The following is an 18,852-nucleotide window of genomic DNA, read 5'->3' on the forward strand; positions in this document are numbered from 1 at the left end:
GGGATAAATTTAAGGTTGTATTTTTAAGTTGTTCCCTCTAATTTTATTTTCATGCAGTGCAGCATTTTTGTGCGGCCCAAAGATACAATTGATTACAATTGCTTATCTGGAAGACGGCTGAGTTTTCCATGATACTCCATGATCATCGAAACGTGACTTGCCCTTCAGTTGGCATAGAACTAGACGGTGTAGTTTACATGTCGGCTTTTTGTAACTTGAGAGTGAGCCATGAACCCGAGCGTCGATCTCATCGTGAAAGAGGCCCTTGCTCATCAGCATGCAGGGCGCATCCAGGTTGCACTCGGATTGTTCGAGAAGGTCTTGCAGCGGGATCCCCGGAACCCGCAGGCAAATTTTTCTCTCGGCATCGCGGCCTATCTGAACGGCGATCTCGGTGTTGCCATCGAGCTGCTGCGTGTCGCGGAGCGCAGGGCGTCGAGGCTGCCGCAAGTTCATCAGCTGCTCGGACTGGCGCTTTTGAATGCCGGAGATCTTGCCGGTGCCCAGAAATCCTTGAAAAAAGCGGTCGCTCTGGCGCCAAAGGAAGCCGATTTTCATTCCCACCTCGGTGATCTCTACCGGTTGAGGCGGCAACCGGCGCTCGCCCGGCAAAGTTATGAGCGGGCGTTGGCGATCGACCCGGGGAACGGTTATGCGCTGGTCGGACTGGGGCAGCTGGAAATCACCATCGGTGACATCGAGGCGGCTGTCGTCTGGTTTCAACAGGCGATTGACGGAGGAAAGGAGTTGCCGACGGCCCTGCATCTTCTTACCGGCACCCGAACCTACAAGGAAAGACCGGTCGAACTGGACACCATCGAAGGCCTTCTGTCGCAGGACGTTCCGCGCGCCGCTCCCGATCAGGCCAATCTGCACTGGGCCGCGGGCAAGGTCTATTACGATCTGGGAGATACCCAGAGAACCGTCCATCACTTCCGGACTGCCCGCCAACTGCGCTACCCGCCTTTCGACCGGAAGGCACACGAGGAGCGGATCTCCTTCATGAAGGAGGTCTTCAACGAAAAATTCTTCGCGGAACGCCAGGAGGTTCAGGACAGTTCGGAGCGGCCGGTCTTCATATTCGGCATGCCGCGCTCCGGGACCACGCTTGCGGAACAGATCATCTGCCGGCATTCGCGGATCGCCAGCGGGGCGGAACTCTCCTATTTCAGGCAGTTGCAGCAGGATCTGGGCCTGAGGGGCGCGCCCAGCGCAGCTTTGGAAACGCGGTTGAAAAACCTCGGGCCAAAGGACTATCAGCGGTTTGCCCGGAGTTACCTGGCCGAACTCAACCAGATCGACCGGCGCGCGGACCGGGTGACCGACAAGATGCCGCACAATTTCGAAATGCTCTGGATGATGAGCCTGCTGTTTCCCAAGGCCGCCTTCATCCACTGTGTTCGCTGCCCGGCCGACACCTGCATTTCGCTCCTGTCACACTCCCTTTCGCCCTCTCACAACTATTGTCTGTCCCAGGAAACGCTCGGCCGGTACTTCCAGACCTACACGGATTTGATGGAGCACTGGGCGAAGGTCCTGCCAGTGAAGCTGCACCAGCTTTCCTACGAGGAACTCGTGCACAACCAGGAACGGGAAAGCAGGGCGCTGCTGGCGCAGACCGGTATGGACTGGGAAGATGACTGCCTGCAGTTCTACCAGGGCGACAGTCCTGTCACGACCTTCTCGAACCTGCAGGTCCGCAGGCCGATGTTCCGGTCCTCGATCGGTCGCTGGAGACGGTACAAGGACCTGTTGAAGGATCTGTTCGTGGCGCTTGGACCGCTGGCGCCGACAATGACGGAAGGGGCCGCAGGCCTGCTCGCCGGTCACGAGGAGCGTCCCAATCTTCCAGACAATGATGTGGCCCGGCAGCACCAGGTTTTCCAGCAGGGCCAGTAACCCGGTCCGGAACACATGAAACCCGGACACATGAACCGGGGCGCCTGCTTCGACGGTCAGCCGATGCCGCCGCAGCGCGCCGCCTGCAATGCGCCGTCGATCGTGCCTGCCTTCGCCGGATTGGGGACATAGGCGCGCAGCAGGGCAAAGCCGCTGATCGGTTCGGCGGTCTCGATGACGATCAGCTCCTCCAGGTTTTCCGGCGGGTTCTCGCGCAGGATGGAAAGCTGCTCGGTGGTCAGCACCAGCATGGACAGGCGCTCCGCGCCGGCGGTGCGGTTGTTGAGGCTGTAGACCGCTTCACCGGCCGTGTTGAACAGGCCGATGGACCAGAAGGGCGCCGGAATGCTGGCGTCGAACAGGACCGGACCTTCGTCGAGCTGAAAGCGGCATGCGGCGTGTTTCATGGCCGGATCGAGATCGGGCAGGACCTCCTGGCCCGGACGGACATCCGGCAGCAGATTGAACTGCCGGTCGGGACCGTGGTCGGCGACCTTGTCGTAGGCATTGTGCTGGACGTTGCGCGGAATGCTGAGCACCACGAGAATATGGATGATCGCGGCAAGGCAGAGTGTCGCCAGCGCGCCAACGGTCAGGCTGAAACGGGGGGACAGCGTCATGGGCAGCCCAGCCGTTCGATTGCCGGCATGCTGACACCGTCCAGGGCTGCGCCCGTGGTCACCGGGGCATCGTAGATCCTGAGCACGAAACGCAATCCGTCGCCCGCTTTCGCGGCGGCTGCAAGCGGCAGCCAGTTGCCGGGATGCGCGCGCCTTGCAGCGGTGATTTCAAATGTTCCGTCCTGGTTTCGCAGCAGGGTGTGGCTCGCCAGGTTCACCCGGCCCGGCAGGGTCTCCACCAGATTGCCGTGACCGTCGATCGCGGTCAGGGTCCACAGACGCGCGGATGGTGTCTGGCCGGCAATCCGGTAGATGCAGGTCGGGTCCAGCAGGTGGCCGGCGCTGTCCTCGCGCGCGGTCAGGGCGAGACCCTCGCCCGAGGCCAGCGGGATGACGGCCCCGCGTGTGTAGATGGCCACCGAATAGGGATCGGCTTCCGAGGTTCCCGCCTTGGGATAGGCATGCCAGGGGCCGATGGTGGCGGCATTGAGCGGCTCTTCGCGCTCAATGATCAGATAGGCGGAACTGATGCCCAGCAGCGCCGCCAGCAGGACCACCAGGATGACTGTCGCCAGCGTCCGCATGGGATGACCGCGATGGGGACGGATCGCGCGCGGCAGGTGGCCGTCCGACCAGTCGTCCTTGCCGAAGAACGGCTTCAGGAAAGCCGCGCTCATTGCACCGTCACGGCCTTTTCCGGTTCGCCAGGGGGCGTGATGCGGGCGCTCTTTTGGGCGCGCAGCCGGTGCAGGTCCCGTCCGATCTCGAGCAGCAGATCCTGGGTGCGCCGTTTCAGGACACGCGGCTGAACGGCATCGACCTGCTTGTCGGCCTGCCGCGACGGCGCGGCGCGCGCCAGGCGCGGCAGACTGTCCGCCTCCACGCCCGGCATGCGCGCCAGTTCGATGCCGCTGTGGGCAAAGGCCATGTATTTCTGCCAGGTCATGGCGGGAAGGCTGCCGCCGGTGACGCGCCGGGTCGAGGTGAAATCGTCGTTGCCGAACCACACGGCCGTGGAGAAGTTGCCGGTATAGCCGACAAACCAGGCATCCCGGTAGGCATTGGTCGTGCCGGTCTTGCCGGCGGCGACAACACCGTCGATCCGCGCGCGGCGGGCGGTGCCTGCCTCAACCACATTGACCAGTATTTCGTTCAACTGATGGACCTTGTCCTCCGGCAAGGCGCGCTGGGGCGAGGGCGCGTCCTGTTCGCGCCGGTAGAGCACTTCGCCGTCGCTGTTCGTCACCTCCAGAATGGCGTAGGCGGGCGCCTTGAAACCGCCGTTTGCCAGGGAGGAATAGGCGGAGGCCATGTCGATGACGGAGACTTCCGACGAGCCGATCGGCAGGGAGATCGAATTCTCCAGCTCATGGGTGAGGCCCATGGCATAGGCGGTCTCGATGATTTTTTCACGGCCGAAATCCAGGGACAGGCGGACCGGAATGGTGTTGATCGATTTGGTCAGCGCCAGCCTCAGGGTGACCGGGCCGCGATAGCTCCTGTTGTAGTTCTTGGGCGACCAGTTTCCGATCCAGACCGGCCTGTCCGGCACGATGCTGTCCGGCTCATAGCCGTTCATGAAGGCGGTCATGTAGACGAAGGGCTTGAAGGAGGAACCCGGCTGCCGGAGGGCGTTGACCGCCCTGTTGAACTGGCTTTCGCCGTAGGAACTGCCGCCGACCATCGCGACGACCGCTCCATCGGGGATCATCGACACCAGCGCGGCAGCGCCGGCATCGCGCAACTTGCCGTTTTCCCGCAGAACGGTTTCGACGGCCAGATCTGCCTGGCGCTGCAGCGCCGGGTCCAGCGTGGTGCGCACGGTGACGATGCGGTCCCGGGCGAGCGCGGGATTGCGCCGCGCCAGTTTCTTGACCTCGTCCAGGGCCCAGTCGAGGAAATACTCCGGCAACTGTTCCTGGGAGCGGTCGACCGCGAGGGCCGGGTTGCGGCGGGCGCCAATGACCTGGCCCTCGGTCAGAAGGCGGGCCTGGACCATGTTGGTCAGAACCTCGTTGGCGCGTGCGCGCGCCGCAGGCAGGTTGATGTGCGGCGCATATTTTCCGGGCGCCTTGAAAAGCCCGGCCAGCATGGCGCTTTCGGCCAGCGTCAGCTCGCGCACGTTCTTGTTGAAATAGAATTCGGCGGCCGCGGTGACGCCGAACACGCCGCCGCCCATATAGGCGCGGTCGAGATAGAGTTTCAGGATTTCCTGCTTGGTGAGATTGGCCTCCAGCCAGAGCGCAAGATAGGCCTCCTTGACCTTGCGGCTGAGGCTGCGCTCGTTGGTCAGAAACAGGTTCTTGGCGAGCTGCTGGGTGAGCGTCGAGCCGCCCTGGACAACGCCGCCGGCCCGGGCGTTTTCCACCATGGCGCGGAAGGTGCCGACAAAATCGATGCCGAAATGGCTGAAGAAACGGCGGTCTTCCGTGGCCAGTGTCGCCTTGATCAGTGAGTCGGGGATTTCCTCGAGCGGCACGCTGTCGTTGAGAACGATGCCACGGCGGCCGATTTCCTTGCCGAACCGGTCCAGAAAGGTGACCGCAAAATCGTCGGTGGTCTTCCAGTCGGCGTAGCGGGTGGCCTCGAACGCGGGCTGGGCGAAGGCGAGCACGACGATGAAACCGGCAAGACCGTAGGTCAGACCGTCGGAGGAGAGCTCGGCGAGAAAGCGCCACACGCCCGTGGCGCGGAAACGGCGCAGAAACGCGTCATATCTTTCGAAGATCCGGCGGATGGTTGATCCGCTTCTCCACAGCGCGGTGTCGACAAAGGCATCGAGCCCGAGGAAGAAGCGGCGGATTCGGCGCTTGCTCTTCGGCGGCTGCCCGTCTGCCGGGCCGGTTTCATTTGACTGCGGTGTGTCCATCACGCGAACGGTGTCTCCGGATCAGACTGGATGGACGCAAACTAGCCGGTTTTGACGGCGAGGAAAACCTGTGAGTGCGAAGGTGCGCCCGGGGTCCGGTTTACCCACCATTTCCAGCGGAAGGTCCGGTATTCAGGCGCAATAAGCTGCGTTTGCATTGCCGCGCGCGGCCCGGCATGCTACGCGCCGGGATCATCCGGCACCCGAAAGGCACCTTCAGTTCCATGAGCGCAGACGAAAACGCGGGCGGGCTTCCGTTCTGGAAGACAACAACGCTTGAGGACATGAGCGGCGCGCAGTGGGAATCCCTGTGCGACGGTTGTGCCCGCTGCTGCCTGAACAAGCTGGAAGACTGGGACAGCGGCGCCATTGTGTGGACCGATGTCGCCTGCACGCTGCTGGACGGCACCAGTTGCCGCTGCCGGGACTATCCCAACAGGGCGCAAACCGTGCCCGACTGCATTCAGCTCACGCCGGAAGAAGTCCGGACACTCACCTGGCTGCCACCAACCTGCGCCTATCGGCTGATCCGGGAGGGCGCGGATCTGTACTGGTGGCATCCTCTGGTCTCGGGCGATCCTGCAACCGTGCACGAGGCCGGCATTTCCGTTCGCGGACGCACGGTCCCGGAAGACGGCATGGCCCTTGAGGACTACGAGCAGCATGTGGTGAGCTGGCCGGCCGAAGTCCCGGCCTGAACAGGCGCAACCAAGCCGTCACGACGTCAGCAGGAATGCTTCCACATGGCGGCGGAGGCGGGCTTCGAGCACGGTCCGGTCGGTGAGCTGATGGCTCTTGAGAAGAATTGCCCCGTGGATCATGAAGGCGATCAGCCCGTCGACCAATTCGGCCGGTGACCTGTCCCGGCGCAATGGCGGCTCAAGCGTGTCCGACTGCTGCCAGATTTCCAGAAACGCCGCCAGTTCCGCATCGAGCGCGTCCAGTGTTTCGACGAATGCTTCCGCGCAATTCGGCTTGGTGACCCCGATATTGTCCATGAACAGACGCAGGATTGTCGGGCTGTCGGTGATGACCGCGATCAACGCCATCATGCGCTGGATCAGCAGCCCGACCGGGTCGGCGATCTGCCCGATTTCGGCCGGTTCTACCGAGGCGGTGCTGCGCAGGGCATTCAGCCGGTCCAGCAGGATGTAGGACAACAAGCCATCCATGTCGCCGAAATGCGCAAATACGGTGCCTTTGGCGACACCGGCTTCCCTGGCGACGGCGTCCGCCGTGATCAGTTCCAGCCCGTGGGTATGGCTCAGGTCCCGGGCGGCCGACAGCACACGGGCGCGTGTGGCGATGCTGCGCTGTTGCGGTTTGCGTGTCATGTAGCCTCATAAGAATTGACCGTGGTCAAAAAATATCTTGACCGATGCATCTGCTGATGTCAAAAAATGACCGTGGTCAATTTTTTTGGCATTTCCTCGTACAAGACTGGATCAGACATGACACGCATTCTCGTCCTGGACGGACACCCGGCCAAAGGTTCCTTCTGCGGAGCTCTGGCGAACGCATATGCCGAACAGGCGCGCCAGAAGGGCCACGAGGTTCACATCAGCCTGCTGTCGCGGATGAACTTCGATCCAGACTTCGGCGTGTCGCGTTTCAAGGACGCCAAACCGCTCGAACCCGATCTTGAAGCGGTCTGGAAGGAGATCCAGTGGTGCGAACATCTGGTGGTGGCGCATCCGCTGTGGTGGGGCGGCCTGCCGGCCAAGCTGAAGGGGCTGTTCGACCGGGTTTTTCTTCCCGGCGCGGCCTTCAAGTATGTCCATGGCAAGCCCATGCCGGAAAAACTGCTCAAGGGACGGACGTCGGAGGTTCTGGTCACCTGCGATACGCCGGGGTGGTATTTCCGATGGATCTACGGGGCGGGCGTGCGCAAGCAGACCGAAAAACAGATCCTCGGATTTTGCGGTCTCAAGCCGGTCGGTTACCACCTGTTTTCGCCGCTGCGCGGGTCGGACGAGAAGGACCGCAACAAGATGCTCGAGCGCGCGGCGCGTCTCGGCCGCCGGGCCTCCTGACCTGAAGGCGGATTGCCCGGCTGGCGATGCGTCAGCGGCCGAACCGGTCCCGCCAGGTCGGCACGGGGTCATCCGAGGCAGGGGAGGCATTGTAGATGCCCCTTGCAATCGCCCTTGCCAGGCAGGACGCCGCCGCCGCCCCCAGTTGCACCATGTCCTCAAGACCGTTTTCCAGCCTGCGCTGACCGGTTGACAAGGCGAACACAAGATCACCGTCCAGAGGCGTGTGCGCGGGCCACAGGGCCCGGGCGAGACCGTCATGGGCCATCACGGCGAGACGTTTGGCTTCGCCCTTGGTGAGGATCGCATCCGTGGCCACCGCCGCGATGGTCGTGTTGGCGCCGGCCTTCAGGCCGTCCAGCTTGGTGCGCACGGAAATGGCGTCAGCGGGCAGGGGGTGTGCCATGCCCAGACCGCCGAATTCCTCGCCGATCTCGAAGGGCGCCGCCCAGAAATGGGCGCCGTCACCGACGGTCGCACGGCCAAGGGCGTTTACCGCCACAATCGCCCCGACAGTGACACCATTGTCCAGAACCTGGGACGCGGACCCAAGCCCGCCCTTCAGGTTCGCCGTGGTTGCGCCTGTCCCGGCGCCCACGGAGCCGAGAGCGAAGTCGTGGCCGATTGCGTCCAGAGCGGCGCGTCCAAGGTCGCGGTAGGGAGCCGCCTGACCCCAGCTCTTGTCGCCGCCGTTGAGCAGATCGAACAATATGGCTGTCGGCACGATCGGTACGCGAAACGGTCCGATCTGAAATCCGTAGCCCAGTTCCGCCAGACGGCCCTGAACGCCGGCACCGGCATCCAGACCGAAGGCGGACCCGCCGGCCAGCACCACGGCATCGATTTTTTCAACGGTCTGCTCGGGTTCCAGCAAGGCGATCTCGCGGGTTCCCGGCGCGCCGCCATGGATGGCGACCGAGGTCACCGCCGGCTCATCGGGAACCAGCACGGTTGCTCCCGATTTCAGGTCCTGATCGGTGGCGTTGCCGATTTGCAGGCCGGGAACATCGGTGATGAGATTGCGTTTGCCGGTCATGGGTGTGGGTTCCATCAGAGCTGCGATGCTCCTTTCAAGTTTGATCGGGACTGGGTCACGTGTCGAGGCTTTTATAGCCGCGCCGAACATATAGAAGAGATTTAGCGGGATCGGTCATGCGCAGGTCCGCGACAGTGCCGACAATGATCGAATGGGTTCCCATCTCGGTGACCGAATACACCTCGCAATCGACACTGAGGCGGGCACTGTCGAGCGCAGGACATCCGGTGGCAAGGTTGGTCCAAGCCCCTTTCGCGAATCTTTCCGGCATGTCGAGACTGTTGCGCCCGGCGAAGACGTCCGAGATTTCCTCATGATCGTCGCTCAAGGTGTTGAGGCAGAAACAGCGGTTTTTCAGAACCGCATGGTGGATCCGGGTGTCCCGGTTGAGGCAGATGAGAATGCTGGGGGGATTGTCGCTGACGGAACAGGCTGCGGAGACCGTGGCGCCCAGACGCCCGCCGGGTCCGTCCGTGGTCACCACGTGAACGGCCGCGGCGATGCGGCTCATGGCCTCGCGGAATCCCCTTGTATCCAGGGTCAGCCTGTCCTGGTCGTTGGGGTCTGGCGGGGAAAGGGCCATGGTGCCTGCTCCTTGGGCGGACGATACGGGAATCACGTGTGCGACCGGATGCGTCCGGAGTTTATGCGCGCCGGCGGGCACTGCCTAGATGCGAGTTCAAAGGGCCGCCCTCCGGGATATGGCATCCGAACGCGGATCCGGCCAGTATTTTGTGATTGCTCCGATTGAGCTCGGTTTCGGCTCGCGCTAGGGTGCGGACACATAAAATTCCACATTCAGGCGTCAATCGAGCGCCGGAGACACGGATGATCTTTCAGAATGTTGCGGCCGGCCTGGTCCTTTTCGCCATCAGCCTGGTTCCGGCGCCGGTCCTTGCCGAAATCCGCATTGCCGTCGCCGGACCCATGACGGGGCAATTCGCTGCCTTCGGCGCGCAAATGGCCGGCGGGGCCGCCAGCGCGGTGGCCGATATCAATGCCGCGGGCGGGGTGAACGGCGAAACGCTGGTTCTGGAGACGGTCGACGACGGCTGCGACGCCGACAAGGCGGTTGCCGTCGCCAACCAGCTGATCGGCAAGGAAGTGGTTTTTGTCGCCGGTCATTTCTGCTTCGGTCCGTCGATTTCGGCGAGCGAGGTGTATGCCCAGGCGGGGATCATCCAGATGTCTCCCGCCACCACCTTGCCGAAATTCACGCAGGACCGTCCCGGCGCGGGTGTTTTCCGCCTGGCGCCAAGGGATGACCAGCAGGCGGACATCGCCGGTGCCTTTCTGGCACGGGACCATGCCGACGCGCGCATCGCCTTTCTCCATGACAAGACGGCCTATGGAAAGGGGCTTGTCGACGCGGTCAAGACAGTGATGAACGGTCTTGGCAAACGCGAGAGCCTGTCAATCGGATATGACGCCGGGGAGGACGCCTATCGGGAGCTCGTTTCCGATCTCGTCCTTCAGAATATCGATGTCGTTTATCTGGGTGGCTACCACCCGGAAGCCGGACTGATCAAGCTGGAAATGGTGCGTCAGGGGCTTGATGCGATCCTGATCGCCGGCGACGCGTTGATGACGGACGAATACTGGTCGGTGACAGGGTCGGCGGGGAACGGCACGCTGCTGACCTATCCGGAGGTCCCGCGCCGGATGGCGGCGGCTGCGAAGGTCGTCACCGCGATGGAAGAGGCCGGATTGCCCGCCGATCGGTATGCCTTGACGACTTACGCTGCCGTTCAGATCTGGGCACAGGCCGCCCGGCAGGCACAGACCACCGGCTTTGAGGACGTCGTAGACGCCCTCGGGGCGGGAACGTTCGAGACCGTCCTGGGAACCGTTGCCTTTGACGACAAGGGTGATGCGGGCGTGCCGGCCTATGTCTGGTACGAGTGGCGCAACAGTGCACCGGTGCGCAGATGAGTGACCGCCCTGGACCAGGCGTGCCGTTCAAAAACGGAAAACCCGCGGCCGGAGCGGTGCGCGGGTGTTCCGTTCGGGTGATTTTCGCCGAGTTCCGGTGATTTTCAGGTCCGGCGTCCCGTTCCCCTGATCACCAGGTTGACCTTGTCGGCATAGATCGGAAGACCGGCTGCCATGCCGTAGAAGCTTCTGAAAAAGCCGCCCCTGACTTCGAACCCGACCTGGCCCTTGGCCTTGGTGCCAGTGATCTTCACCGTCAGACTGGTGCGTTTCGTCTGACCGCGCAGGCTCAGCACGCCGTCGACTTCGGCAGTGTAGTCACCGGTGATGCGGACCCGGGTGCTCTGAAAGGTCGCGACCGGATGATTGGCGACATCAAACATGGCCGAGCTTTTCAGGAAGCCGGTGACCGTGTCGTTCCGGGTGGAAACGCTCGAGAGGTCGACCTTTACGCTGACCCGGCTCTTTTCCGGCTGCTTTCGGTTCAGGACCAGCCTGCCGGAGACGGATTTGAATTCGCCGGTAACGGGACCCCGGCCGAGCACCTTGACCGAGAAATCCGCGTCGATGTTGGCCGGAGACAGCGTATAGGTGCCCGAAAGCGGTCCGGCTGCGGCGGGTAGCGGGGCCGCGATGACGGCAAGAAGACCGGCAAGAGCGGCAAACGACGTCCAGAAGGGATTGCGTGTGCCTTCCGGGAGAAACGTGATAACGGGCATTTCAAAGATCCTTGAACGGGATTGCCGAAGCAATCGGGTGCGGCTGTTGACTGCGGGTTTCCGATGTCAGGCTCCGGCGTCTGGAGCCGGCGGGGTCGTGATCCAGTATCCCCATTGATCGCCGCCGGCATAGTGACAGGCGACACAGTCCGGCTTTCCGCCGCGTCCGCCGATGCATTCGATGTGATTTTGCCCGTTAACCTTCCGGTAAGAAACTGGCGTTCCCCCGTTCTGTCAAGGCGCCCGGCAGGGTAGTCTGTGGCAGTGACCACGGGGATCGTAATGCGTCTTTTCACCTTGTTGCGCCGAACTCTGCCGGCGTTTGCGCTGCTCTGCGGCCTTGCGGCCGGCGCGCCCGCAGCAGCGGCCGAGCTTGTCGGCTTTTCCGACACGCGGTTCCGTCCGGGGACGATCGTCATCAGGAATTCCGAAAAGCGGCTTTACCTGGTTTTGCGCGGCAACCGGGCGATCCGCTACAAGGTGGCCGTAGGAAAACGCAGGAAATCCTGGACGGGGCAGGCGCATATTACCGCGAAATACATCAGGCCTGACTGGGCGCCGTCACCGGAAGTGCGCCGGGACCACCCGCATCTTCCCACCCTGATCCGGGGCGGAGCGCCGAACAACCCGATGGGCGTCGCCGCCATGACGCTTTCCAACGGAAACTATGCCATTCACGGGACCAACCGGCCGGGCTCCATCGGGCGCGCGGTGTCCTACGGCTGCATCCGCATGGCCAACCACGACATTCAGGACCTGTTCCAGCGGGTCGGCGTGCGCAGCCCGGTGGTGGCGCTGCCCTGATGCAGGGTCAGGCCGGCGCAGGGACAGCGTGCCGCATGTTGTTTCGCTTTGTTGAATATATATTTCGGGGCGGGCCGGTTGCGGCCCATTGCAAGGCCCTGTCGGTATCCAGTGCCCCAACACGGTGCCGGCGGGGTTTTGCTTCCGCGCATGTCGCACGGTTACACATTGCGACACATTCACCGGTTTCCGGCCATAGATTCGCGACACCTTTCTTCTAGCTTGTGAAGAGACCGACGCGCCGGTTCAGACCGGTCGCTTTCCTTCCGGCTGGTGATTTCATGAAAAGCATCCTCCAATCGCGCTTTTTTCTCTGGGCCCTGCTTGCTGTTCCGTCCCTTCCGATGATTGCCGCGCTTGCCGGCGGCACCGTGTCCGGGGACGGCCGGTCCGCGAGCGAGTTCCTTCTGCATCCCACGGGTGAATTCGCCGCGCGTTTCATGATCATCGCCATGATCATTTCCCCCCTCCGGCTGATCTTTCCCAAGTCCCGGTTCTGGCATTGGATGGGGCGCCGCCGGCGTGCGTTCGGGGTCGCCGCCTTCGGCTACGCGGCTCTGCACACTGCGCTTTATCTGGTCGACATGGGCACTCTGCGGTCTGTTCTGGGTGACTTCCGGAGCCTCGGCATCTGGACGGGATGGCTGGCATTCGTGGTGTTCGTCCCGCTGGCGGTAACCTCAAACGATGCGTCCGTCCGTCTGCTGGGCCGAAGCTGGAAACCGCTTCAGCGTACGGTTTATGCCGCTGCCGTGGCGACGCTGCTCCACTGGATGTTCGTGCACAACAATTTCGGACCGGCGCTGGTCCACTTCCTGCCACTGGCCGGGCTGGAGGTCTATCGCCTCCACCGGATTTACGGCAAGGGGGCACGGGCCGGACATGTCAACACGCCCCAGGAGAGGGAATTCACATGAACCTTACGTTGCACACGGCGGTTTCCATGCTGTCCTGCATCTTCACCTGTCCGGCCTACGCGACTGGTGTCTATCAATGCGAACCGACTGAAAAGGCCGCCTGGCTCAGTGAGGTGCAAGTCAGTGAAAAGCTGACGGCGGACGGCTGGCAAATACGCCGCATGAAAGAGGACGGCGGTTGCTGGGAGGTCTATGGAACCTCTCCGGACGGTCTCAGGGTCGAGGTCTATGTGCACCCCGTTTCCGGCGAAGTGCTGCTGATCAACCAGCGCGGCACGATCCTCTACCGCAAGCAAGACTGACGCCGGGCAGGACCGTTACAGCCAGCGCCGCGGGTCGGTGGCCGGATCGGGAGCGCCCGACGACGACAGGGCCGCGACCAGGTCCTTCACCGCGTCAAGCGAATGCGCGGCGCGGAATTCATCCACATGGGGCAGTATGGCGCGGATGCCCTTGGCCTTGGCCTCGAAACCGTCGAAGCGGAGCAGGGGATTGAGCCAGACCAGGCGCCTGCAGGAGCGGTGGAGCCGGTCGATCTCCCGGTCCAGATCCTCGTCCGTGTCCCGTTCCAGGCCGTCCGTGATCAAAAGCACTGTCGGCTTGCCGGACAGCACCCGGCGCGACCAGTGCAGATTGAAATCACGCAAGGCCGAGGCGATGCGCGTCCCGCCGGACCAGTCCTCGACACCGTCCGAACAGGCTTCAAGCGCCTCGTCCGGATCCTTCATCCTGAGTTGCCTCGTGACATTGGTGAGGCGCGTGCCGAACAGGAACGTGTGCACGTCGCGCCGTTCCGCTGTCGCGGCGTGCAGAAAATGCAGCAGCAGGCGCGAATACTGGCTCATGGAGCCGGAAATGTCACAAAGCACCACCAGCGGTGGCCGTTTTTCAGCCGGTTTGCGGAATTTCAGATCGATCATGCCGCCGCCGGTCCGCAGGGAAGCGCGCAAGGTCCGGCGCGGGTCCACCCGTCCCCGGGCCGCGGCTGCCGGGCGCCGCAGCCGGATCCGGTCCATCGGCAATGCCATCGCGCGCAGGGCCTGCCTGGCCTCCTCGATTTCAGCCGCCGTCATCTGGGCGAAATCCTTGGATTGCAGAAGCTCCCTGCCGGAAACCGTGAACTTGGCATCGATCTCGATCTGGGGGACCGTTTCCTCGGCGATCCGCTCCTTCGCCGCCTCGAACGCCTGCGAGACCCGGGTCTGGCCGGCCCTGGGCTTTTCAGGCGCTCCACGCGGTGGCGCGACGGGAGACAGCACGGCCAGAAGCTTTTCGATCAGCCCGCGGTTCTGCCAGTAGATCCGAAAGGCCTCGTCGAACAGGACGCGGTGTTCCCGCTTGCGTATGAACACCGCGTGCAGTGTCCAGTAGAGGTCTTCCCGGCTCTCGATGCCCGACACCTCGACTGCAGCGACCGCGTCCACGACCGAGGCCGGGCCGACGGGCATGCCGGCCTTGCGCAGGGTCCGCGCGAAAAAGACGATGTTGTCTGTGATGCGCGAGCGCAGTTCAGGAGAGGACATATTGTTCTCCATGGACGCCGAGGCTCTTGTAGCGCCTTGCTACAAGGTCACCCCGGACAAGCGTGGCGCAGAGCCGGGGCGCATTTGCCTTGCCGGTTGTCGAAGTGGGAAATTGTCTCGCATGAAGATCCCCATCCCACTCGGGTCTCTGGAACCGAGTGGGCCCCGGCTCTCGCGCTGCTCGCCCGGGGTGGCACCAGTGGCATCGGTGCTTTTTCCTCAAAAGCGAACGCATTGCTGTGGCGGCAAGCTCTGGAGCTTGAACGAAAACCATGCCTTTGCTCAAACCGCCGGCATGGATTGCGGGTTCGGGGCGTCCTTGCGGATGTCGTCGATCATCTGGCGGATTTTCGAGCCGCGCACCCGTTCGATGTCATCCTGGTACTTGAGCAGGACGCCGAGGGTGTCGGAGGCCATGTCCGGATCGAGGGCCATTTCGTTGAGCTCGGAAAGAGCCGTCGCCCAGTCCAGCGTTTCGGCGACACCGGGCTGTTTGAAGAGGTCCTCGTCGGCGCGCAGTTTCTGGACAAAGGCGACGACTTCGGCGGCCAGCCGCGCAGCCGCGCCGGGAACCTTGCGGCGGACAATCTCGAGTTCCCGTTCGGCGTCCGGATAATCGACCCAGTGATAGAGGCAGCGGCGCTTCAGCGCATCGTGGATTTCCCGGGTCCGGTTGGTGGTGATGATGACGATCGGCGGTTCGTCGGCCTTGACCGTGCCGAGTTCGGGAATGGACACCTGGTTGTCCGCGAGCACTTCCAGCAGAAACGCCTCGAACGCTTCGTCGGCCCGGTCCAGTTCGTCGATCAGGAACACCGGCGGGCCGGACAGCGAGGGTTGCAGCGCCTGCAGCACCGGGCGCTTGATCAGAAACCGTTCGTCGAAGATCGTTTTGGAGAGCTCCGAATGGTCCATGTCTCCGGAGGCTTCTGCGACCCGGATCTCGACCATCTGGGCGGGGTAGTTCCATTCATAGACCGCGGAGGCAAGGTCGAGGCCCTCGTAGCATTGCAGGCGGATCAGATCGCGCCCCAGCGATGCCGACAGCACCTTGGCGATTTCGGTCTTGCCGACGCCGGCCTCGCCCTCCAGAAACAGGGGCCGTTTCAGCTTCAGCGCCAGATGCAGCACGGTTGCCAGCGACCGGTCGGCCACGTAACCCGCCTGGTCCATCAATGCGAGTGTGTCGTCAATAGAAGCGGGCAGGGGCAGCGCGGTCATGTTTCCTCCAGCGGGCAAGGCGTGTCCCGGTTTTATAGAGCAGTTCGCCTTCATAGTGCAGCAATATAAGCACTTCGGTCGAGCGGTCCGCCGTCGCCGGGCAGCGGCGGCGCCGTTCGATCGGTCAGGGACCACGTGATCCCCCTAATGGGCATCGCTGCGCGAACCTTCTATAACGGGGCACGTGATTCGAGGGAGAGACGGAATTGCCTGGCAAACTTGTATTGAACGCGGCTGCGGTCCTGATCATCATGGGGTCGGCCGCCCTGGCCGCCGACAGCGTCTACCCGAACGATCCCGTGAGCCTTGCCAGCGGCAGAGAGCTGGCGGAGATCCATTGTGCGGCCTGCCATGCGGTCGCCGCCGGCGACGTCAGTGCGCAGGCGGGAGCGCCCGCCTTCCGGGATCTGTCGAAGATGTATCCCCTGGACAGTCTGGAAGAGCCGCTGGCGGAAGGCATCGTCACCGGCCATGACGGCATGCCCGAATTTGCGTTCGAGCCGGATGACATCGATGCCTTTCTGGGCTATCTGAGCACCATCCAGACCAACTGATGCCGGCACGCCGTCCAGCACCGGCGAAATAGTAGCAGCCGCAAAAGATTGCTGCTAAAGTGTTGCTTATAAACGGAAAACTTGTTCTTCCGGGTTTGGATCGCCGGAATTTCGTGACACTCTTTTCCTGCAAGACGGAAAGGATTGGCATGAAAACCAGCTCTGACTTTGAAAAGCGGCTTCTCGGCTACGGACTGCTCACCGCCGAGATCGTCTACAGATTGCCCGACCATCCGAGGTTTCTGCAGAGTTTTCTGTTGCAGACGGAAGACATGGCACCCGGGTTTCCGGAACTGACGCGGTTTCTCGATTTCTGGGAAAAGGAAATCGAAGGCCGCATCCACTCGGTGCGTGTCGCCCATCAGAATCTGATCGAACCGGTCGACTTCCGCTACGCGGACGGTGAAATCGTCCTGCATTGAACCGGTTGGCGGTCCGCTCAACGGGGCGGCAGGCAGAGACCCGCGCCATCACGCATGACGGTGCGGGACCGAAGCGTGAAATCCGACCCGGTTTCCTCGTGCAGCACAAAGCCGGGCAGCAGCCGCAGGGGCGCCTTGCTGGCGCGGATGGCGCGCACGAGGATCCGTGTGGCCGCCATGTTCGGGCGCGGATGAAGGGGAATGAGATCGATCGCGCCGAAGCGGCCCTGGAGCACGTTCAACAGCTCCTGCAATCCGTCGGCGCGAAAGATGACGGTGAGGCTGCCGCTCTCCCGGACAATGTCGGTGGCGGTTTTCGCCCAGGGCTCCAGCCCCCGGTCGTCGAGCATGTGCGCGCCCGCCCGTGCCGACTTGGGAGAGGCGCGGAACCGGTCCACCTCGTAATAGGGCGGGTTCATGATGACATGGTCTGCCATGGACGGTGTCAGCCCGGCAGTGTGGCGCAGGCTGCCCTTGGCAGTGATGTCTGCTTCCAGCAGCGAGATCCTGTCGGCGAAAGCCGCGTTCACCGGATCCTGAAGGCCGTGCCGGGCCAGATCCAGCACGGTGGTGTCCATGTCAACAAGAGTGACACGTATGTCCTTGAGCCGCATGGCGGCGCAGAACCCGGCCGTCCCGACCCCGGCGCCCAGGTCGACCACATGTCCCCGGGTCGTCTCCGGCAACGCGGCGGCCAGAAAGACCGCGTCGAGACCGGCCCGGTGCCGGCCGGTCCGGGGCTGGTGCACATAGATCCTGCCGCCCAGAAACGCGTCGCGGGTCGTATCGTCTCCGGTCATGTCCTGCTGCGCGGACATCTCAGGTCTGTCCGTTTTCCGGCCGGAGCTCATGCTCCAGGCCCGCGTCTCGAAGCAGCATGCGCGCCTGCCGGACCTGGTCGCTGTCGACCAGGACGCGCCGGGGGATCATGGCCAGCGAACCTTCCAGTATGCTCATGTTGCCGTCTGCGACAAAATGCTTGATACCGGCCTCTTCCAGGATCGATTCCAGAAACGAGATCAGGACGGGATCGTTAGTTCTGACAAGTTCTTCCATTGGTTTCCCCGCGTTAGCAGCGTGGCCGCGCAGACGCATCGTCGATCCATCCGCACCAAGATTGCAACAAACCCAGCAGATCGCGGCTATTCAACGGTTTGTCAACGGATTGGCGGCTTGCCCCGGAGCCGTTCCCACCATATTGTCCGCACAAATATTCAGGGAGTGCCATAAGTGGCCGTTGTTGCAACCTATTCCGACAGTCAACCGCGCCGTCCGAGCATACAGTCGCTCGTGGAACTTGTGTCCGCAGGCATGGGAGATGTCAACGAGCTGATTCTGTCGAAAGCCGGTTCCAATGTCGATCTGATCCCGGAAATCGCCAAACATCTGATTTCCTCGGGCGGCAAGCGGCTGCGGCCGATGCTGACGCTCGCCTGTTCCGACATGTTCGGCTATGACGGCAAGGGTCATGTCACGCTGGCGGCCAGCGTCGAATTCATGCACACGGCCACGCTGCTGCATGACGACGTCGTCGACGAAAGCGACATGCGCCGCGGCAAGCTGGCGGCCCGCAAGCTCTGGGGCAATCAGGCCAGTGTTCTCGTCGGCGACTATCTGCTTGGCCAGGCCTTCAAGATGATGGTCGATGTCGGCTCTCTGGAGGCGCTGCGCATCCTGGCGTCGGCCTCCGCGGTGATCGCGGAAGGCGAGGTGCTGCAGCTCGGCGCCGCCAAGAACATCACCACCACGGAATCGGATTATCTGCGCGTCATCGAGGCCAAGACCGCCGCGCTGTTCGCGGCAGCCGCGGAAGTCGGTCCGGTAATCGCCGGACAGCCGGAGAAAATGAAGCAGGCAGCCCGCGGTTACGGCATGGAACTCGGCTACGCATTCCAGCTTGTCGACGACGCGCTTGACTATGGCGGTTCCTCCGCTGATCTGGGCAAGGACATCGGCGACGATTTCCGGGAAGGCAAGATCACGCTGCCGGTGGTGCTCGCGGTCGCGCGCGGCTCGGATGCGGACCGGTCCTTCTGGAAACGGTGCCTGGAAGGCGAGAATGTCGAGGACGGCGACCTGGAGCAGGCCATTGAACTGCTCAGGAAATACGATGCGCTTTCCGAGACGGTCGAACGGGCAAAGACATACGGCAACAACGCGCTTTGCGCATTGGAAACCCTGCCGTCAGGGCCGCACAATGATGCGCTTGCCGACGCGGTGGCGTTCTGCATCTCACGTGTGAGCTGAATTCTGTAAGTTTCTGATAAAGAATACAGAATAGCCTTTAGAGCTACGCGGATAAT

The 18,852-nt window shown here is 62.8% G+C and carries 21 protein-coding genes; 10 read left to right on the forward strand and 11 right to left on the reverse strand.

Features of this window, described 5'->3' with window-relative positions; translation table 11 throughout:
- The first annotated feature begins 228 nt into the window (after positions 1-228).
- Positions 229-1,899, forward strand: a complete 1,671-nt coding sequence (locus tag WNZ15_RS07460) for a sulfotransferase (protein WP_342892334.1) — start codon at positions 229-231, stop codon at positions 1,897-1,899.
- Between the two features lie 56 nt (positions 1,900-1,955).
- On the opposite strand, the gene WNZ15_RS07465 is transcribed toward WNZ15_RS07460, so the two are convergent.
- Genes WNZ15_RS07465 through WNZ15_RS07475 form a run of 3 tightly spaced genes read right to left on the reverse strand, consistent with a single transcriptional unit; the run spans position 1,956 to position 5,388 of the window.
- Positions 1,956-2,519 carry a hypothetical protein gene (locus WNZ15_RS07465; protein ID WP_342892335.1) on the reverse strand — a complete coding sequence of 188 codons (564 nt, stop codon included), beginning with the start codon at positions 2,517-2,519 and terminating at the stop codon, positions 1,956-1,958.
- A complete protein-coding gene (locus WNZ15_RS07470; RefSeq protein ID WP_342892336.1) occupies positions 2,516-3,196 on the reverse strand; it encodes a DUF1214 domain-containing protein in 681 nt (226 codons plus the stop codon). The genes WNZ15_RS07465 and WNZ15_RS07470 overlap by 4 nt, the downstream gene beginning before the upstream one ends.
- Complete coding sequence (locus WNZ15_RS07475; protein WP_342892614.1) at positions 3,193-5,388, reverse strand: PBP1A family penicillin-binding protein; 2,196 nt, start codon at positions 5,386-5,388, stop codon at positions 3,193-3,195. Before WNZ15_RS07475 ends, WNZ15_RS07470 begins: the two co-directional genes overlap by 4 nt.
- A 224-nt stretch (positions 5,389-5,612) precedes the next feature.
- On the opposite strand from WNZ15_RS07475, the gene WNZ15_RS07480 reads away from it, so the two are divergent.
- The gene (locus tag WNZ15_RS07480; RefSeq protein WP_342892337.1) at positions 5,613-6,086 is read left to right on the forward strand and encodes a YcgN family cysteine cluster protein; all 474 of its coding nucleotides are present in this window, start codon (positions 5,613-5,615) and stop codon (positions 6,084-6,086) included.
- 18 nt (positions 6,087-6,104) lie between these two features.
- Here the strand turns inward: WNZ15_RS07480 and WNZ15_RS07485 are convergent, their stop codons facing one another.
- Entirely contained in the window at positions 6,105-6,722 is a 618-nt protein-coding gene (locus WNZ15_RS07485; RefSeq protein WP_342892338.1) for a TetR/AcrR family transcriptional regulator, read from the reverse strand.
- A gap of 117 nt (positions 6,723-6,839) precedes the next feature.
- Between WNZ15_RS07485 and WNZ15_RS07490 the strand changes: the two genes are divergently transcribed.
- Positions 6,840-7,421, forward strand: coding sequence for an NAD(P)H-dependent oxidoreductase (locus tag WNZ15_RS07490; protein WP_342892339.1), 582 nt, complete (start codon positions 6,840-6,842; stop codon positions 7,419-7,421).
- A gap of 31 nt (positions 7,422-7,452) precedes the next feature.
- Here the strand turns inward: WNZ15_RS07490 and WNZ15_RS07495 are convergent, their stop codons facing one another.
- Together WNZ15_RS07495 and WNZ15_RS07500 are read right to left on the reverse strand one after the other, a co-directional pair.
- Positions 7,453-8,457 carry a P1 family peptidase gene (locus tag WNZ15_RS07495; RefSeq protein WP_342892615.1) on the reverse strand — a complete coding sequence of 335 codons (1,005 nt, stop codon included), beginning with the start codon at positions 8,455-8,457 and terminating at the stop codon, positions 7,453-7,455.
- A gap of 55 nt (positions 8,458-8,512) precedes the next feature.
- Positions 8,513-9,040, reverse strand: coding sequence for a flavin reductase (locus tag WNZ15_RS07500; protein ID WP_342892340.1), 528 nt, complete (start codon positions 9,038-9,040; stop codon positions 8,513-8,515).
- Positions 9,041-9,285: 245 nt separating this feature from the next.
- On the opposite strand from WNZ15_RS07500, the gene WNZ15_RS07505 reads away from it, so the two are divergent.
- Positions 9,286-10,389, forward strand: a complete 1,104-nt coding sequence (locus tag WNZ15_RS07505; RefSeq protein ID WP_342892341.1) for a branched-chain amino acid ABC transporter substrate-binding protein — start codon at positions 9,286-9,288, stop codon at positions 10,387-10,389.
- 104 nt (positions 10,390-10,493) lie between these two features.
- Here the strand turns inward: WNZ15_RS07505 and WNZ15_RS07510 are convergent, their stop codons facing one another.
- A complete protein-coding gene (locus tag WNZ15_RS07510; RefSeq protein WP_342892342.1) occupies positions 10,494-11,108 on the reverse strand; it encodes a YceI family protein in 615 nt (204 codons plus the stop codon).
- Between the two features lie 282 nt (positions 11,109-11,390).
- On the opposite strand from WNZ15_RS07510, the gene WNZ15_RS07515 reads away from it, so the two are divergent.
- The 3 genes from WNZ15_RS07515 (at position 11,391) to WNZ15_RS07525 (ending at position 13,131) form a co-directional block, all read left to right on the forward strand.
- On the forward strand, positions 11,391-11,912 hold the full coding sequence (locus tag WNZ15_RS07515; RefSeq protein WP_342892343.1) for a L,D-transpeptidase: 522 nt from the start codon (positions 11,391-11,393) through the stop codon (positions 11,910-11,912).
- A 281-nt stretch (positions 11,913-12,193) separates the two neighbouring features.
- A complete protein-coding gene (locus WNZ15_RS07520; RefSeq protein WP_342892344.1) occupies positions 12,194-12,829 on the forward strand; it encodes a ferric reductase-like transmembrane domain-containing protein in 636 nt (211 codons plus the stop codon).
- Complete coding sequence (locus WNZ15_RS07525; RefSeq protein ID WP_342892345.1) at positions 12,826-13,131, forward strand: PepSY domain-containing protein; 306 nt, start codon at positions 12,826-12,828, stop codon at positions 13,129-13,131. The genes WNZ15_RS07520 and WNZ15_RS07525 overlap by 4 nt, the downstream gene beginning before the upstream one ends.
- Positions 13,132-13,146: 15 nt before the next feature.
- On the opposite strand, the gene WNZ15_RS07530 is transcribed toward WNZ15_RS07525, so the two are convergent.
- Together WNZ15_RS07530 and WNZ15_RS07535 are read right to left on the reverse strand one after the other, a co-directional pair.
- Positions 13,147-14,352, reverse strand: coding sequence for a VWA domain-containing protein (locus WNZ15_RS07530; RefSeq protein ID WP_342892346.1), 1,206 nt, complete (start codon positions 14,350-14,352; stop codon positions 13,147-13,149).
- A gap of 282 nt (positions 14,353-14,634) precedes the next feature.
- On the reverse strand, positions 14,635-15,573 hold the full coding sequence (locus tag WNZ15_RS07535) for a MoxR family ATPase (RefSeq protein WP_342892347.1): 939 nt from the start codon (positions 15,571-15,573) through the stop codon (positions 14,635-14,637).
- Between the two features lie 206 nt (positions 15,574-15,779).
- Between WNZ15_RS07535 and WNZ15_RS07540 the strand changes: the two genes are divergently transcribed.
- Both WNZ15_RS07540 and WNZ15_RS07545 read left to right on the forward strand, forming a co-directional pair.
- Positions 15,780-16,127, forward strand: a complete 348-nt coding sequence (locus WNZ15_RS07540; RefSeq protein ID WP_342892348.1) for a c-type cytochrome — start codon at positions 15,780-15,782, stop codon at positions 16,125-16,127.
- 149 nt (positions 16,128-16,276) lie between these two features.
- Positions 16,277-16,549 (forward strand): Usg family protein, encoded by a 273-nt coding sequence (locus WNZ15_RS07545; RefSeq protein WP_342892349.1) that lies wholly within the window; start codon positions 16,277-16,279, stop codon positions 16,547-16,549.
- Positions 16,550-16,566: 17 nt separating this feature from the next.
- On the opposite strand, the gene WNZ15_RS07550 is transcribed toward WNZ15_RS07545, so the two are convergent.
- Entirely contained in the window at positions 16,567-17,367 is an 801-nt protein-coding gene (locus WNZ15_RS07550; RefSeq protein WP_342892350.1) for a methyltransferase, read from the reverse strand.
- 1 nt (position 17,368) lies between these two features.
- On the reverse strand, positions 17,369-17,605 hold the full coding sequence (locus tag WNZ15_RS07555; RefSeq protein WP_342892351.1) for a DUF2007 domain-containing protein: 237 nt from the start codon (positions 17,603-17,605) through the stop codon (positions 17,369-17,371).
- 255 nt (positions 17,606-17,860) lie between these two features.
- On the opposite strand from WNZ15_RS07555, the gene WNZ15_RS07560 reads away from it, so the two are divergent.
- Positions 17,861-18,796 carry a polyprenyl synthetase family protein gene (locus tag WNZ15_RS07560; protein ID WP_342892616.1) on the forward strand — a complete coding sequence of 312 codons (936 nt, stop codon included), beginning with the start codon at positions 17,861-17,863 and terminating at the stop codon, positions 18,794-18,796.
- Positions 18,797-18,852: the final 56 nt, after the last annotated feature.

The sequence above is a fragment of the Roseibium sp. AS2 genome (assembly GCF_038900065.1).
Taxonomy (GTDB): Bacteria; Pseudomonadota; Alphaproteobacteria; order Rhizobiales; family Stappiaceae; genus Roseibium.

What these genes read in the sequence shown, in the direction of transcription:
- WNZ15_RS07460 (WP_342892334.1), top strand. Translation starts at nt 229, where the DNA reads ATGAACCCGAGCGTCGATCTCATCGTGAAAGAGGCCCTTGCTCATCAG.
- WNZ15_RS07465 (WP_342892335.1), bottom strand. Translation starts at nt 2,519, where the DNA reads ATGACGCTGTCCCCCCGTTTCAGCCTGACCGTTGGCGCGCTGGCGACA.
- WNZ15_RS07470 (WP_342892336.1), bottom strand. Translation starts at nt 3,196, where the DNA reads ATGAGCGCGGCTTTCCTGAAGCCGTTCTTCGGCAAGGACGACTGGTCG.
- WNZ15_RS07475 (WP_342892614.1), bottom strand. Translation starts at nt 5,388, where the DNA reads ATGGACACACCGCAGTCAAATGAAACCGGCCCGGCAGACGGGCAGCCG.
- WNZ15_RS07480 (WP_342892337.1), top strand. Translation starts at nt 5,613, where the DNA reads ATGAGCGCAGACGAAAACGCGGGCGGGCTTCCGTTCTGGAAGACAACA.
- WNZ15_RS07485 (WP_342892338.1), bottom strand. Translation starts at nt 6,722, where the DNA reads ATGACACGCAAACCGCAACAGCGCAGCATCGCCACACGCGCCCGTGTG.
- WNZ15_RS07490 (WP_342892339.1), top strand. Translation starts at nt 6,840, where the DNA reads ATGACACGCATTCTCGTCCTGGACGGACACCCGGCCAAAGGTTCCTTC.
- WNZ15_RS07495 (WP_342892615.1), bottom strand. Translation starts at nt 8,457, where the DNA reads ATGACCGGCAAACGCAATCTCATCACCGATGTTCCCGGCCTGCAAATC.
- WNZ15_RS07500 (WP_342892340.1), bottom strand. Translation starts at nt 9,040, where the DNA reads ATGGCCCTTTCCCCGCCAGACCCCAACGACCAGGACAGGCTGACCCTG.
- WNZ15_RS07505 (WP_342892341.1), top strand. Translation starts at nt 9,286, where the DNA reads ATGATCTTTCAGAATGTTGCGGCCGGCCTGGTCCTTTTCGCCATCAGC.
- WNZ15_RS07510 (WP_342892342.1), bottom strand. Translation starts at nt 11,108, where the DNA reads ATGCCCGTTATCACGTTTCTCCCGGAAGGCACACGCAATCCCTTCTGG.
- WNZ15_RS07515 (WP_342892343.1), top strand. Translation starts at nt 11,391, where the DNA reads ATGCGTCTTTTCACCTTGTTGCGCCGAACTCTGCCGGCGTTTGCGCTG.
- WNZ15_RS07520 (WP_342892344.1), top strand. Translation starts at nt 12,194, where the DNA reads ATGAAAAGCATCCTCCAATCGCGCTTTTTTCTCTGGGCCCTGCTTGCT.
- WNZ15_RS07525 (WP_342892345.1), top strand. Translation starts at nt 12,826, where the DNA reads ATGAACCTTACGTTGCACACGGCGGTTTCCATGCTGTCCTGCATCTTC.
- WNZ15_RS07530 (WP_342892346.1), bottom strand. Translation starts at nt 14,352, where the DNA reads ATGTCCTCTCCTGAACTGCGCTCGCGCATCACAGACAACATCGTCTTT.
- WNZ15_RS07535 (WP_342892347.1), bottom strand. Translation starts at nt 15,573, where the DNA reads ATGACCGCGCTGCCCCTGCCCGCTTCTATTGACGACACACTCGCATTG.
- WNZ15_RS07545 (WP_342892349.1), top strand. Translation starts at nt 16,277, where the DNA reads ATGAAAACCAGCTCTGACTTTGAAAAGCGGCTTCTCGGCTACGGACTG.
- WNZ15_RS07550 (WP_342892350.1), bottom strand. Translation starts at nt 17,367, where the DNA reads ATGTCCGCGCAGCAGGACATGACCGGAGACGATACGACCCGCGACGCG.
- WNZ15_RS07555 (WP_342892351.1), bottom strand. Translation starts at nt 17,605, where the DNA reads ATGGAAGAACTTGTCAGAACTAACGATCCCGTCCTGATCTCGTTTCTG.
- WNZ15_RS07560 (WP_342892616.1), top strand. Translation starts at nt 17,861, where the DNA reads ATGGGAGATGTCAACGAGCTGATTCTGTCGAAAGCCGGTTCCAATGTC.